The following is a 13,313-nucleotide window of genomic DNA, read 5'->3' as shown; positions in this document are numbered from 1 at the left end:
TTTTCCTGAATAGGTGATGATGTAACATGGCGCGATTTAGTGTCGGCGCGGCGCAGGTCAAGCCGATTCGCTTGTGTTTCGACGAAATGCGATTGCGCGGCGACGGATTGTACGCCGAAGGACTGCGGGGCGCTTAGCCTTGCGCAGCGTTTTGCAACCGCGCGCGCGCTTCGTTCTCTCCGATCAGCGGGAGCAGCTCGGCCATGTCCGGCCCGTGATCCATGCCGGTCAGCGCCTGGCGCAGCGGCAGGAACAGATCACGCCCTTTGCGCCCGGTGCTCTCCTTGAGCGCGGAGGTGAGATCCTGCCACGGCGTGCCACTCCAGACGAGCGCGGTTGCGGCCTCGGCCAGATAGGCGCGCGTTTCGGCGTCAAACTCGCGCGTGACAATCGGGCCGGTGACCAGCTGCCACCACTCGCCCGCATCACTCACCACGGTCAGATTGGGGCGGATCGCGTGCCAGGCATCGGCATCCATCCCGTCGGGCAGGCGATCAGCCACCACCTCAAAGGCCATGGCATGGACAATCGCGGTGTTCACCCGCTCGAGCTCGGTATCGTCGAACTTGGCCGGCGCACGGCCAAATGTGCCGAGATCGAACGTCTCGAGCAGCGCATCACGATCAGCAACCGGTTCGACCGGCAGCGAGGTGCCCAGCCGCGCCAGCATGGCGACCAGCGCTGCGGGTTCGATCCCCTTCTCGCGCATCGCATCGCAACCGAGCGAGCCAAGCCGCTTCGACAGCTTGCCTTCCTTGCCGACCAGCAGCGCCTCATGCGCGAAAGCGGGCGGCCGCGCGCCCAGCGCGGTGAACATCTGGATCTGCACCGCGGTATTGGAGACATGGTCTTCACCGCGCAGCACTTGGGTTACGCCCATGGCGATATCGTCGACCGCGCTCGGCAGCATATAGAGCCACGAGCCATCGGCGCGGCGGATCACCGGATCGGCCAATTGCGCCGGATCGAATTTCTGCGCCCCGCGCACCCCGTCATCCCACGCAATCGGTTCATCATGGTCGAGCTTGAAGCGCCAATGCGGGGCGATGCCTTCCGCCTCTTTTGCCGCGCGTTCCTCGGCGGTGAGCTTCAGCGCCCCGCGATCATAGATCGGCGGGAGCCCGCGCCCCAGCTGGATCTTGCGCTTCAGCTCCAGCTCCTGCTGAGTCTCATAAGCGGGATAGACACGGCCCGCCGCCTTCAGCGTTTCGAACGCCTCTTCATACAGCGCCAGCCGCGCCGACTGCCGCTCCTCGCCATCGGGGCTGAGGCCCAGCCATGCGAGATCGGCGCGGATCGCCTCGACATATTCCTCCTTCGAACGCTCAGCGTCGGTATCGTCGATGCGCAGCAGGAAGCGCCCTCCGGCCTTGCGCGCCAGCATCCAGTTGTGCAGCGCGGTGCGGATATTGCCGACATGGAGACGCCCCGTGGGAGAGGGCGCGAAACGGGTAATGGTGGTCATGCGCGGCCCCTAGCGCAGGCGCAGGGCTATTGCGAGAAAAGTGTCACGCTGCGGCCATTGCCGTGGATGCGGATACCGTTGGCGGGCGTGCGTACAATCGTGTCGGCAGCGTCCAGCGCGTCCCAGATTTGCGGCACTTCGGGGGGAAAGCCGATCCGGCACACCGGGCCGGGATCGCCGCGTGCCGCAGTTTCAAAGCGGGTGCCGGTGATCGTGTAATCCACGCCTTGCCGGGCACAGACCGGTTCCCACCAGATGCGCCCGCCATCGGCGCTGAGCGCAATGCCGTAAGGCCGGTCGAGCGACTCCCCGTCGATCTCGGCAACGCGCCACTCGCCAGCAAGGTCAACCGCAGGTGCAACCGGCGCGGGAGCGGAAACACAGGCGGCAAGGAAGAGCGGGAGGAGAGCAAAGATGCGCATGGCTTCGCCTTTTAACGCGACCCGCTGAACAAGCGCTGACCTTCGTTTGAGACCATGGCCCAAAAAAGCGATGGCATTGGCCAGTCGCCATTGGTATATGTGATACGCGTAATTGGTAGGACAGAATTGGACGGTTGATGATGGTGAAGGGCTTTTTCGCGACGGCATTTCTGGCACTGGCCACTGCAAGCATCGCCAGTGCCGCGGATCCCGGCGACAACCCTCCCCCCGGCTCGGTCTTCGATCTGAGCTTCTGGAAAATCACCTTGCCGATGGACGAGGACGGCGACGGGCGGCCCGATGAGGTCGAAGTGGCGGACATCCAGGACTATTCCCACCCCGATTTTTTCTATCTCGATGACCAGAACCGCATGGTGTTCACCGCGCCCAACCGGGCGGTCACCACTGCGAATTCATCCAACACGCGCAGCGAGTTGCGGCAGATGCTGCGCGGCACCAATACGCGCCTTTCGACGCATGGGCCGGAGAACAATTTCGCGGTGCTGGCGCGCAACGGCTCCAGCGCTTTCGGCTCGATTGGCGGGCGGATGCAGGCGACATTGCACGTCGATCACGTCGCCGTGAATGCGCTGCGGCCCGAAACCAATGCCGCCTATTCGGTGGTCGTCGGGCAGATCCATGCGGTGGGTTATGACGATACAAGCAGCGGGTTCGGCTACGGCAATGAACCGATCAAGATTTTCTACAAGAAGTGGCCGGGACACGAAACCGGCAGCCTGTTCTGGACCTATGAGCGCAATCTGCCGCGCGGCGACGAGAACCGCCGCGATATTCCCGTGCCGGTATTCGGCAATCTGTGGGACAATCCCGATGATCCCGGCGAGAACGGCATCGCGCTGGGCGAGGAGTTTTCGTACGAGATCAATGTCCACAACAACACGATGTATGTCGCCTTCCACAATGAACGGCTGGGGACGGTCGGCTATGCCGTCAGCCTGATCGAAGGGGTGGATGCGCTCGACAACCCGCTCAGCTACGGCGGAGATACGCTGTTCTTCAAAGCGGGGGCGTACAACCAGTGCTCCACCCGGACGCAGGACGGCTTCTGGTATGCCGGTTGCGCGGGCACAGGGGACTGGGCGACCGATTTCGCCAATGGCGATTACACCCGCGTTACCTTCTCGCAGCTGCTGCTCGGCCCTTCGGTTCCCTATGCCCAGACGATGGCAGGGCTGGAAGAGGCGCGGCGCGCGGGGGAACAATAGGCGGGGTCAGAGCTGCGCCATCGCACCCATGGCGGCGATGAACAGGCCTTCGCGCCGGTCGGGGCGGATGAGCCCGTCAAGCGCGCGTTCGAAGGCGCGGTGATCGCCCGCATCGGCGGCTGTGGCCATCGCGGCGAGCGTCGCTTCGTCGGGGCCGAGCACCGGGCAGCAAGGTCTGTGAACCGCCAGCGGCTCCGGCCACACCGCCCCGCAGCGGTCGAGAAAGCCGAACATCGCTTTCGCCTCCCCCACGCCGCCCAGCCGCTTGGCGAGCACCGCGATGGGATCGTGCCCCGATTGCACGCAGAGCGCGACCAGCCGCAGCGACATCACCGCCTTTGCCGCATTGATCCCGTAATCGCCCAGCCTGCGCGGACGGGCGAGATCGGCGATGATTTCGGCACGGGCGGCGGTGGTTGAGCGGGATCTGTCGGACATTGCGAGCCTTTCTTGCGAGTGATTCGCAATTAATCTAAGCATCTTTGTCCGCATTGCAATGCGAATGGTTCGCAATAGCAATAAACCCCCTAACGGGGGGCGATAGCGAAAGCGTGCTCGATATAGAGGAACACTTCGGTCTCGCTCGCCTGCTGCCAGTACAGCTCGCCATCAAGGCCGCTGATCGTTACGCCGTAACCGTTGCCGAACATCGCGGCATAGCGGGTGGAAGCATCGGCGATCTGGCGCACCACCGCGTCGCGATATTGCTCGGGATCGTCGATCGCCAGCGAAGTGCCGCCCGTTTCGATGAAGGAGCGCCCCGTGGCGGGGATGCTGGCGACAAAGGCGCGGATGCGGTTGCCGGTATCGCGTGCGCTGGCGGCGTTGCCGGCGAGAGGCACGCGGGCATAGATCTGCACCCGGCTGGTATCCGGCCGCGCGCCGCCGGTTACCGGCAAGTCGCGCATATTGTCGCGGGTCACTTCGGTGAGCGTATATTGCCCCGCCACCAGCGTAATGCCCTCCGCTTCGGCGCGGGCGATGGTGGCTTCGAGCATGGCGAACAATTCGCTCTCGCGCTCCTCGGCGATACGCGAATCCGAGCTGACCCATAGCGGGGTCACGAAATAGTCGGCACGGCGGGTGAGGCCGATGGCGGGGACATTGGGCGTTAGATAGGCATTGGTGGCCGAACGGTCTTGCCGCATCCCTGTCACCACGACTTGCGCCGCCGCCGGCAGGCTGGTGCAGACCGCTGCCACCGCGGCGATGGCCAGGACAAACTTTCGCATAATTCTCTCCCGCTTCGCGTGTTGTTGCGGGAGGATACGCGTTTTGCGGGGCAGTGGCCATCGCCACATCAATGGGGGTTGCCTCCACCACGCAATACAAAAGGGGCTCCGGAGATTGCTCTCCGAAGCCCCCTTGTGTCGCAGTGCGAAGAGCAGATTACTCTTCGCCGCCCTCTGCCGGAGCATCGGGTGCCGGGGCAGCGGCGGCGGCCATCGCGGCGGCCATCGCCTCTTCGGACATCGGCGCGTCGGCCACGTCGTCTTCCTCGGCCACAACAAGCGCTTCCTGCTGCTTCTTGTAGGCTGCCCGCAATGCCGCATCGCGGCTGTTGGCGGTGACGCGCAGGCGGTTCATGCCGGCACCCGTGCCCGCGGGGATCAGACGGCCCACGATCACGTTTTCCTTCAGACCGACCAACGTGTCCTTCTTCCCTTCAACCGCCGCCTGCGTCAGCACGCGGGTGGTTTCCTGGAACGATGCCGCCGAGATGAAAGAGCGCGTCTGCAGCGAAGCCTTGGTGATGCCCAAGAGGATCGGCTTGCCTTCAGCCTTCTTCTTGCGCGGTGCCAGCTTGGCGTTGACTTCGTTCATCTCTTCCAGATCGACCTGCTCGCCCGGCAGCAGCGTGGTGTCGCCGCCATCGGTGATCTCGACCTTCTGCAGCATCTGGCGAACGATCACTTCGATGTGCTTGTCGTTGATCTTCACGCCCTGCAAGCGGTAGACTTCCTGGATCTCGCTGACGAGATATTCGGCCAGCGCTTCCACGCCGAGCACTTCCAGAATGTCGTGCGGGTTCGGCGAGCCGGAAATCAGGGTGTCCCCCTTCTTCACGAAATCGCCTTCCTGCACGTCGATCACCTTGGTCTTGGGAACCAGATATTCGACCGGATCGCCTTCCTCGGGCACAATCGCGATCTTGCGCTTGGCCTTGTAGTCGCGGATGAATTCCATCCGGCCGCTGATCTTGGCGATCACTGCGGCATCCTTCGGCACGCGGGCTTCGAACAGTTCGGCAACACGCGGCAGACCGCCGGTGATGTCGCGCGTTTTCGACGCTTCGCGCGAGGCACGGGCGACGATGTCACCGGCCTGCACTTCCTGCCCGTCCTCGACCGACAGCGTGGTGCCCGGAGCGAGCATATAGCGCGCTGCCTCGGTTTCGTCGCCGGCATCGTTCAGCAGGGTGATGCGCGGACGCAGGTCTTCCTTCTTCGAACGGCTGGTGGCGCGATATTCGGTCACCACACGCTGGGCGATACCGGTGGCATCGTCCACCCGCTCTTCCAGCGTCTTGCCTTCGACGAGATCCTGGTACTTCACCACACCCGCCTGTTCGGTGATGATCGGCAGGGTGAACGGATCCCATTCCGCCAGCCGGTCGCCTTCCTTCACCTTGGCCCCGTCTTCGAACATCAGCACCGTACCATAGGGCACACGGTGGATGGCGCGTTCGCGGCCTTCGGGGTCGACAACCACCATCTCGCCATTGCGGGCGAGCGAGAGGCGACGGCCCTTCTTGTCGGTGATGGTCGGCATATCGCGGAACACGACCTTACCGTCCGAAATCGATTCAAGGTGGCTGGTTTCGTTCACCTGCGCCGCCCCGCCGATGTGGAAGGTACGCATGGTCAGCTGCGTGCCGGGTTCACCGATCGACTGCGCGGCGATCACGCCGACAGCTTCACCGATGTTGACCGGCGTACCGCGGGCAAGGTCACGGCCGTAACAGGTCGCGCAAACGCCCTGCTCGGCTTCACAGATCAGCGGCGAGCGGATCCGTGCAACCTGCACTTCGGCTTCCTCGATGGCTTTGACCATCGGTTCGTCAAGCAACGTGCCGGCCTTGACGATCACTTCGCCGGTGGCGGCATTGGTGATGTCTTCGGCAACCGTACGGCCGAGAATGCGCTCGCCGAGCGAGGCGATCACACTGCCGCCCTGCACGATGGCGCGCATTTCCAGCGCGTTGTCGGTCTTGCAGTCTTCCTCGACGATGACGCAATCCTGCGACACGTCGACCAGACGGCGGGTGAGGTAACCCGAGTTTGCTGTCTTCAACGCGGTGTCCGCAAGGCCCTTACGCGCGCCGTGGGTCGAGTTGAAGTATTCAAGAACGGTCAGGCCTTCCTTGAAGTTCGAGATGATAGGCGTTTCGATGATCTCGCCCGACGGCTTGGCCATCAGGCCGCGCATACCGGCAAGCTGCTTCATCTGCGCTGGCGAACCACGCGCACCCGAGTGGCTCATCATGTAGATCGAGTTGATCGGCGCCTCGCGGCCATGCTCGTCCTTCGGCGTCGCCTTGATCTCTTCCATCATGGCGTTTGCCACCTGGTCACCGCAACGGCTCCAGGCGTCGATCACCTTGTTGTATTTTTCCTGCTGGGTGATGAAGCCGTCCTGGTATTGCTGTTCATAGTCAGCAACCAGAGCCTTCGTCTCCTCGATCATGCCGTCCTTGGTGTCCGGAATGATCATGTCGTCCTTGCCGAAGCTGATGCCGGCCTTGAACGCGTGGCGGAAGCCCAGCGTCATGATGGCGTCGGCGAACAGCACCGTGTCCTTCTGGCCGGTGTGGCGATAGACCTCGTCGATCACGTCGCCGATATCCTTCTTGGTGAGAAGGCGGTTGACGACCGCGAAGGGCACCTTGTGGCTCTTCGGCAGACATTCGGCGATCAGCATCCGGCCCGGCGTCGTGTCGACGCGCGCCATGAACTGCTTGCCCTTTTCATCGGTCTGCGGAACGCGGGTGGTGATCTTCGAGTGCAACGTCACCGCACCCACGTGCAGCGCCTGGTGCACTTCGTTGATATCCGCCAGCACCTTGCCCTCGCCCGGCTCGCCTTCGCGGTCCATCGAAAGGTAGTACAGACCCAGCACCATGTCCTGCGAGGGCACGATGATCGGCTTGCCGTTGGCGGGCGAGAGGATGTTGTTGGTCGACATCATCAGCACGCGCGCTTCCAGCTGGGCTTCCAGCGACAGCGGCACGTGGACGGCCATCTGGTCACCGTCGAAGTCGGCGTTGAAGGCCGAACAGACGAGCGGGTGCAGCTGGATAGCCTTGCCTTCGATCAGCACGGGCTCGAACGCCTGGATGCCGAGACGGTGCAGCGTCGGTGCGCGGTTCAGCATCACCGGGTGTTCGCGGATCACCTCGTCAAGGATGTCCCAGACTTCCTTGCGCTCTTTCTCCACCCACTTCTTGGCCTGCTTCAGGGTCATCGACAGACCCTTCGCATCGAGGCGGGCGTAGATGAACGGCTTGAACAGTTCGAGCGCCATCTTCTTGGGCAACCCGCACTGGTGCAGCTTCAGTTCCGGCCCGGTCACGATGACCGAACGGCCCGAATAGTCGACGCGCTTGCCCAGAAGGTTCTGGCGGAAGCGGCCCTGCTTGCCCTTGAGCATATCGGACAGCGACTTCAGCGGACGCTTGTTGGCGCCGGTGATGACGCGGCCACGGCGGCCATTGTCGAACAGCGCGTCAACCGCTTCCTGCAGCATACGCTTTTCGTTGCGGACGATGATGTCCGGCGCGCGAAGCTCCATCAGGCGCTTCAGGCGGTTGTTGCGGTTGATGACGCGGCGATAGAGATCGTTGAGGTCGGACGTCGCGAAACGGCCGCCATCCAGCGGGACGAGCGGGCGCAGTTCCGGCGGGATGACCGGCACGACTTCGAGGATCATCCATTCGGGACGGTTGCCCGAATCGATGAAGCTTTCGACGACTTTCAGACGCTTGATGATCTTGGCGGGCTTGAGCTTGGACTTGGTCGTTTCCAGCTCTTCGAGAAGGTCGGCCTTCTCCTGCTCCAGATCGAGATCCATCAGCATCTGCTTGACGGCTTCGGCGCCGATGCTGGCGGTGAAGGCGTCCTCGCCATACTCGTCCTGCGCATCGAGCAGCTCGTCTTCTGTGAGCAGCTGGAACTTCTCCAGCGGGGTCAGGCCCGGCTCGGTGACGATATAGCTTTCGAAATAGAGCACGCGCTCAAGCTGCTTCAATTGCATATCGAGCAGCAGGCCGATGCGCGAAGGCAGCGACTTCAGGAACCAGATGTGCGCGACCGGCGCAGCGAGCTCGATATGGCCCATCCGCTCACGGCGCACCTTGGTAACGGTGACTTCAACGCCGCACTTTTCGCAGACGACGCCCTTGTACTTCATGCGCTTGTACTTGCCGCACAGGCATTCGTAATCCTTCACCGGGCCAAAGATGCGCGCGCAGAACAGGCCGTCACGCTCGGGCTTGAACGTGCGGTAGTTGATCGTTTCCGGCTTCTTGATTTCGCCGAAAGACCAGCTGCGAATGCGCTCGGGCGAGGCCAGACCGATCTGGATCTGGTCAAACGTCTCCGGCTTGGAGATCTGGTTGGTGAATTTGGTCAGTTCGTTCATTTCTTCACTTCCCTTGAGAGGGTGATCCGCAATCAGGCTTCAGGTCCGCTAATTTCGACTTTCGGTTCCTGTCCGTCGCCTTCAATCCATAGTGCCAAGAAATCTGCATCCGCGACTTCGAGGGAATAGTCGTTGCCATCCTCCAGATGAAACACTGCCTTTCCGCCCGGCGGGACCGAAAAGTAGTGATTACACGCTGGCTCGATGACTATCTCCATTTCCTTCGAAGTGCGGTTGTAGATCGGCAGTTTCATTCAGCAGCCATCAGCGCCGGATCGTCGTCGTCCTCGGTGCCATCCGTAAGGCTGGTGAGTTCGACATTCAGGCCCAGCGAGCGCATTTCCTTGACTAGCACGTTGAAGCTCTCCGGAATGCCGGCTTCGAAGGTGTCGTCGCCCTTGACGATCGCTTCGTAAACCTTGGTGCGGCCGACCACGTCATCCGACTTCACCGTCAGCATTTCCTGCAAGGTGTAGGCAGCGCCGTAAGCCTGCAGCGCCCAGACTTCCATTTCGCCGAAGCGCTGGCCGCCGAACTGCGCCTTACCGCCCAGCGGCTGCTGGGTGACGAGCGAGTACGGACCGATCGAACGGGCGTGGATCTTGTCGTCGACCAAGTGGTGCAGCTTGAGCATGTAGATCACGCCCACCGTCACCTTGCGGTCAAACGCTTCGCCGGTGCGCCCGTCATACAGCGTCGACTGGCCCGAGCTATCGTAGCCCGCCTTCACCAGCATATCGGTGACGTCGCTTTCGCGCGCGCCATCGAACACCGGGGTGCCCATCGGGACACCGCGGCGCAGGTTCCCGGCGAGTTCGGCCAGCTCTTCATTGGTGCGGCTGTCGATATCGGCGTGATAGTTCTCGCCATAGACGTCCTTCAGCTTATCCACGAGCGCGGCGGGCGGCTGGCCTGCCGTGATGTCGGGATTGGCAGCACGCCATTCGTCGAGCTGCTGGCCGATCTGCTGGCCCAGCCCGCGCGCGGCAAAGCCGAGGTGCGTTTCGAAGATCTGACCCACGTTCATACGCGAAGGCACGCCCAGCGGGTTGAGCACGATATCCACCGGCGTCCCGTCTTCGAGGAAAGGCATATCTTCTTCGGGCAGGATGCGCGAAATCACACCCTTGTTGCCGTGGCGGCCGGCCATCTTGTCGCCCGGCTGCAGCTTGCGCTTCACCGCGACGAAGACCTTGACCATCTTGAGCACGCCCGGAGCCAGCTCGTCGCCGCGCTCCAGCTTTTCCTTGCGGTCGTCGAACTTGTCCTTGATGGCCTTGACCGCCTCGTCATACTGGCCCTTCACCGCTTCCAGCTGGGCCTGCATATTGTCGTCAGCCACGGCGAACTTGAACCAGTCGCGCTTGTCGACCGATGCAAGCATCTCGGCGTCGATCACAGCGCCCTTCTTCACGCCCTTGGGAGCCGCCGACGCGGTCTGGCCCGCCAGCATTTCTTCGAGACGGTTGTAGGTCGCACGGTTGAGGATGTTGCGTTCGTCTTCGCTATCCTTCTTGAGGCGTTCGATTTCCTCGTTCTGGATGGCGCGCGTACGGTCATCGATTTCGATGCCGTGACGGTTGAAGACGCGCACTTCCACCACCGTTCCGGCCACGCCCGGCGGCAGGCGGAGCGAGGTGTCGCGCACATCGCTGGCCTTTTCGCCGAAAATGGCGCGCAGCAGCTTTTCTTCCGGCGTCATCGGGCTTTCGCCCTTGGGCGTGATCTTGCCTGCCAGAATGTCGCCCGGATGCACTTCGGCACCGATATAGACAATGCCCGCCTCGTCGAGGTTGCGCAGCGCTTCCTCGCCGACATTGGGAATGTCGCGGGTGATGTCTTCCGGCCCCAGCTTGGTGTCGCGGGCCATGACTTCGAATTCCTCGATATGGATCGAGGTGAACACGTCATCCTTCACGATGCGTTCGCTGATCAGGATCGAGTCTTCGTAGTTGTAGCCATTCCACGGCATGAAGGCGACGAGCGCGTTCTTGCCCAATGCCAGCTCGCCCAGATCGGTGGAGGGGCCATCGGCGATGATATCGCCCTGCTCCACCACATCGCCCACCTTCACCAGCGGACGCTGGTTGATGCAGGTGTTCTGGTTCGACCGCTGGAACTTTTGCAGCGTGTAAATGTCCACGCCGGGATTGGTCGTATCGACTTCGCCCGAGGCGCGGATCACGATGCGGGTGGCGTCCACCTGGTCGACCACGCCCGAGCGGGTCGCGGCAATCGCAGCGCCCGAATCGCGCGCCACGGTTTCTTCCATGCCGGTGCCGACCCAAGGCGCTTCGGCCTTGACCAGCGGCACGGCCTGGCGCTGCATGTTCGAGCCCATCAGCGCGCGGTTGGCGTCATCGTTTTCCAGGAACGGAATCAGCGAGGCGGCGACCGAGACGAGCTGCTTGGGCGACACGTCCATCAGCGTGACCTGATCGTTCGGACTCATCACGAACTCGCCCGCCTGACGCGCGGAGACCAGCTCTTCAACGAACTTGCCGTCCGCATCGGTTGCAGCCGAAGCCTGCGCCACGGTGTGCTTCTGCTCTTCCATCGCCGAGAGGTAATTCACCTCCTTGGTGACCTTGCCGTCCTTCACCGCGCGATAGGGCGTTTCGATGAAGCCGTACTTGTTGACGCGGGCAAAGGTCGACAGCGAGTTGATCAGACCGATATTCGGGCCTTCGGGCGTTTCGATCGGACAGATGCGGCCATAGTGGGTCGGGTGCACGTCGCGCACTTCGAAACCGGCACGCTCGCGGGTCAGACCGCCCGGCCCAAGCGCCGACACGCGGCGCTTGTGGGTGACTTCGGACAGCGGGTTGGTCTGGTCCATGAACTGCGAGAGCTGGCTGGAGCCGAAGAACTCGCGCACCGCGGCCACGGCGGGCTTGGCGTTGATGAGGTCGTTGGGCATGACGGTCGAGACGTCGACGCTGCTCATGCGCTCCTTAACGGCACGCTCCATGCGCAAGAGGCCGACGCGGTACTGGTTTTCCAGCAGCTCGCCCACCGAACGCACGCGGCGGTTGCCGAGATTGTCGATGTCGTCGACTTCGCCCTTGCCGTCCTTCAGGTCGACAAGCTCCTTCACCACGGCAAGGATATCTTCCTTGCGCAGCGTGGTGACGGTGTCTTCGGCATCGAGGCCGAGGCGCATATTGAGCTTCACACGGCCCACGGCGGACAGGTCATACCGCTCGCCATCGAAGAACAGGCCTTCGAACAGGGCTTCGGCGGTTTCCTTCGTCGGCGGTTCACCCGGACGCATCACCTTGTAGATGGCTTCGAGGCCTTCTTCGCGGTTCTCCGCCTTGTCGGCAGCCAGCGTGTTGCGGATCCATGCACCGGTGGAGACGTGATCGATATCGAGCAGGTCGAGCTGGTCGATCCCTGCAGCATCGAGCTTTTCGAGATTCTCGGGCGACACTTCCTCGCCCGCTTCGATGTAGATGCGGCCGGTCTTCTCGTCGATCATGTCCTTGCTGGCATAACGGCCGAAGATTTCCTCGGTCGGGATCAGCAGGGTCTTAAGGCCGTCCTTTTCCGCCTTGTTAGCTGCGCGCGGGCTGACCTTCTGGCCGGCGGGGAAGACTTCTTCACCCGTCTTGGCATCAACCAGCGCGAAGGCCGGCTTGGCACCGCGCCATTGCTCGGCGAGGAACGGGATCTGCCAGCCTTCGCCAGCCTTGCCGCTCGACCGCTTCCAGGTGACGGTGTTGTAGAAATAGGCGAGAATGTCTTCCTGATCGAGACCCAGCGCATAAAGCAGCGCGGTGACCGGCAGCTTGCGCTTGCGGTCGATACGCACGTTCACAATGTCCTTGGCGTCGAATTCGAAATCGAGCCACGAACCGCGATAGGGAATGACGCGGGCAGCGAACAGGAACTTGCCCGAGGAGTGGGTCTTGCCGCGATCGTGATCGAACAGCACGCCCGGCGAACGGTGCATCTGCGACACGATCACGCGCTCGGTGCCGTTAACGATAAAGGTGCCGTTCTCGGTCATGAGCGGCATATCGCCCATGTACACGTCCTGCTCCTTGATATCGAGCACGCTGCGGGTTTCGGTCTCGTTGTCCACCTCGAACACGATCAGCCGCAACGTCACCTTCATCGGGGCCGCATAGGTGATGCCGCGCTGGCGGCATTCGGTGGTGTCGTATTTCGGCGGCTCCAGCTCGTAATTGACAAAGTCGAGCTCTGCCGTGCCGGCGAAATCGCGGATCGGGAACACGCTGCGCAGCGTCTTCTCGAGGCCAGAGACATAGCCGATGCTCGGGTCCGAACGCAGGAACTGCTCGTAGCTTTCGCGCTGCACTTCGATGAGGTTGGGCATCTGCACGGCTTCATAAATGTCGCCGAAAATCTTGCGGATGCGCTTCTTCTTGGAGCCCTGAACTTCGGGAGCTTTCGCCTTGGTCGCCATAATACGGAACGGCCTCTTTTTTCGCGTGTGTGCGCCCGCGATCATCACGGGCACTTGAGAAATGTCGTTAAGCGGGAGGGCAGCGCAAGACGCGAAAAAGGCCGACGATGGGCGCACCGCAACCGGTG

The 13,313-nt window shown here is 62.5% G+C and carries 8 protein-coding genes; 1 reads left to right on the top strand and 7 read right to left on the bottom strand.

The features are described 5' to 3' along the window. Positions 1-133 precede the first annotated feature (133 nt). Both gltX and ACS0VV_RS00780 read right to left on the bottom strand, forming a co-directional pair. Positions 134-1,465, bottom strand: coding sequence for a glutamate--tRNA ligase (gene gltX / locus ACS0VV_RS00785; RefSeq protein WP_483530845.1), 1,332 nt, complete (start codon positions 1,463-1,465; stop codon positions 134-136). A gap of 26 nt (positions 1,466-1,491) precedes the next feature. Next, positions 1,492-1,887 carry a hypothetical protein gene (locus ACS0VV_RS00780; RefSeq protein ID WP_483530844.1) on the bottom strand — a complete coding sequence of 132 codons (396 nt, stop codon included), beginning with the start codon at positions 1,885-1,887 and terminating at the stop codon, positions 1,492-1,494. A gap of 137 nt (positions 1,888-2,024) precedes the next feature. On the opposite strand from ACS0VV_RS00780, the gene ACS0VV_RS00775 reads away from it, so the two are divergent. Continuing rightward, positions 2,025-3,113, top strand: a complete 1,089-nt coding sequence (locus ACS0VV_RS00775) for a polysaccharide lyase family 7 protein (protein ID WP_483530843.1) — start codon at positions 2,025-2,027, stop codon at positions 3,111-3,113. A gap of 6 nt (positions 3,114-3,119) precedes the next feature. Here the strand turns inward: ACS0VV_RS00775 and ACS0VV_RS00770 are convergent, their stop codons facing one another. The 5 genes from ACS0VV_RS00770 to rpoB all read right to left on the bottom strand — a co-directional run bounded on the left by ACS0VV_RS00770 (position 3,120) and on the right by rpoB (position 13,185). After that, entirely contained in the window at positions 3,120-3,551 is a 432-nt protein-coding gene (locus tag ACS0VV_RS00770) for a DNA-directed RNA polymerase subunit beta' (RefSeq protein WP_483530842.1), read from the bottom strand. 89 nt (positions 3,552-3,640) lie between these two features. Then, positions 3,641-4,345: a hypothetical protein gene (locus ACS0VV_RS00765; protein ID WP_483530841.1), complete on the bottom strand. Its 705-nt coding sequence runs from the start codon at positions 4,343-4,345 to the stop codon at positions 3,641-3,643. A 157-nt stretch (positions 4,346-4,502) separates the two neighbouring features. Continuing rightward, positions 4,503-8,753, bottom strand: a complete 4,251-nt coding sequence (gene rpoC, locus ACS0VV_RS00760) for a DNA-directed RNA polymerase subunit beta' (RefSeq protein ID WP_483530840.1) — start codon at positions 8,751-8,753, stop codon at positions 4,503-4,505. A 32-nt stretch (positions 8,754-8,785) separates the two neighbouring features. After that, complete coding sequence (locus ACS0VV_RS00755) at positions 8,786-9,007, bottom strand: hypothetical protein (protein ID WP_483530839.1); 222 nt, start codon at positions 9,005-9,007, stop codon at positions 8,786-8,788. Further along, on the bottom strand, positions 9,004-13,185 hold the full coding sequence (rpoB, locus tag ACS0VV_RS00750; RefSeq protein ID WP_483530838.1) for a DNA-directed RNA polymerase subunit beta: 4,182 nt from the start codon (positions 13,183-13,185) through the stop codon (positions 9,004-9,006). Before rpoB ends, ACS0VV_RS00755 begins: the two co-directional genes overlap by 4 nt. Between the last annotated feature and the right edge of the window lie 128 nt (positions 13,186-13,313).

It is taken from the genome of Aurantiacibacter sp. KMU-128, from assembly GCF_056933515.1.
The sequence above is the reverse complement of the archived record's forward strand: the minus strand, read 5'-3'. Positions and strand labels throughout refer to the sequence as shown.

Bases quoted from the DNA above. Each gene is read 5' to 3' on its own strand.
- rpoC (WP_483530840.1), bottom strand. From the start codon at position 8,753: ATGAACGAACTGACCAAATTCACCAACCAGATCTCCAAGCCGGAGACG.
- gltX (WP_483530845.1), bottom strand. From the start codon at position 1,465: ATGACCACCATTACCCGTTTCGCGCCCTCTCCCACGGGGCGTCTCCAT.
- ACS0VV_RS00770 (WP_483530842.1), bottom strand. From the start codon at position 3,551: ATGTCCGACAGATCCCGCTCAACCACCGCCGCCCGTGCCGAAATCATC.
- ACS0VV_RS00775 (WP_483530843.1), top strand. From the start codon at position 2,025: ATGATGGTGAAGGGCTTTTTCGCGACGGCATTTCTGGCACTGGCCACT.
- ACS0VV_RS00780 (WP_483530844.1), bottom strand. From the start codon at position 1,887: ATGCGCATCTTTGCTCTCCTCCCGCTCTTCCTTGCCGCCTGTGTTTCC.
- ACS0VV_RS00765 (WP_483530841.1), bottom strand. From the start codon at position 4,345: ATGCGAAAGTTTGTCCTGGCCATCGCCGCGGTGGCAGCGGTCTGCACC.
- rpoB (WP_483530838.1), bottom strand. From the start codon at position 13,185: ATGGCGACCAAGGCGAAAGCTCCCGAAGTTCAGGGCTCCAAGAAGAAG.
- ACS0VV_RS00755 (WP_483530839.1), bottom strand. From the start codon at position 9,007: ATGAAACTGCCGATCTACAACCGCACTTCGAAGGAAATGGAGATAGTC.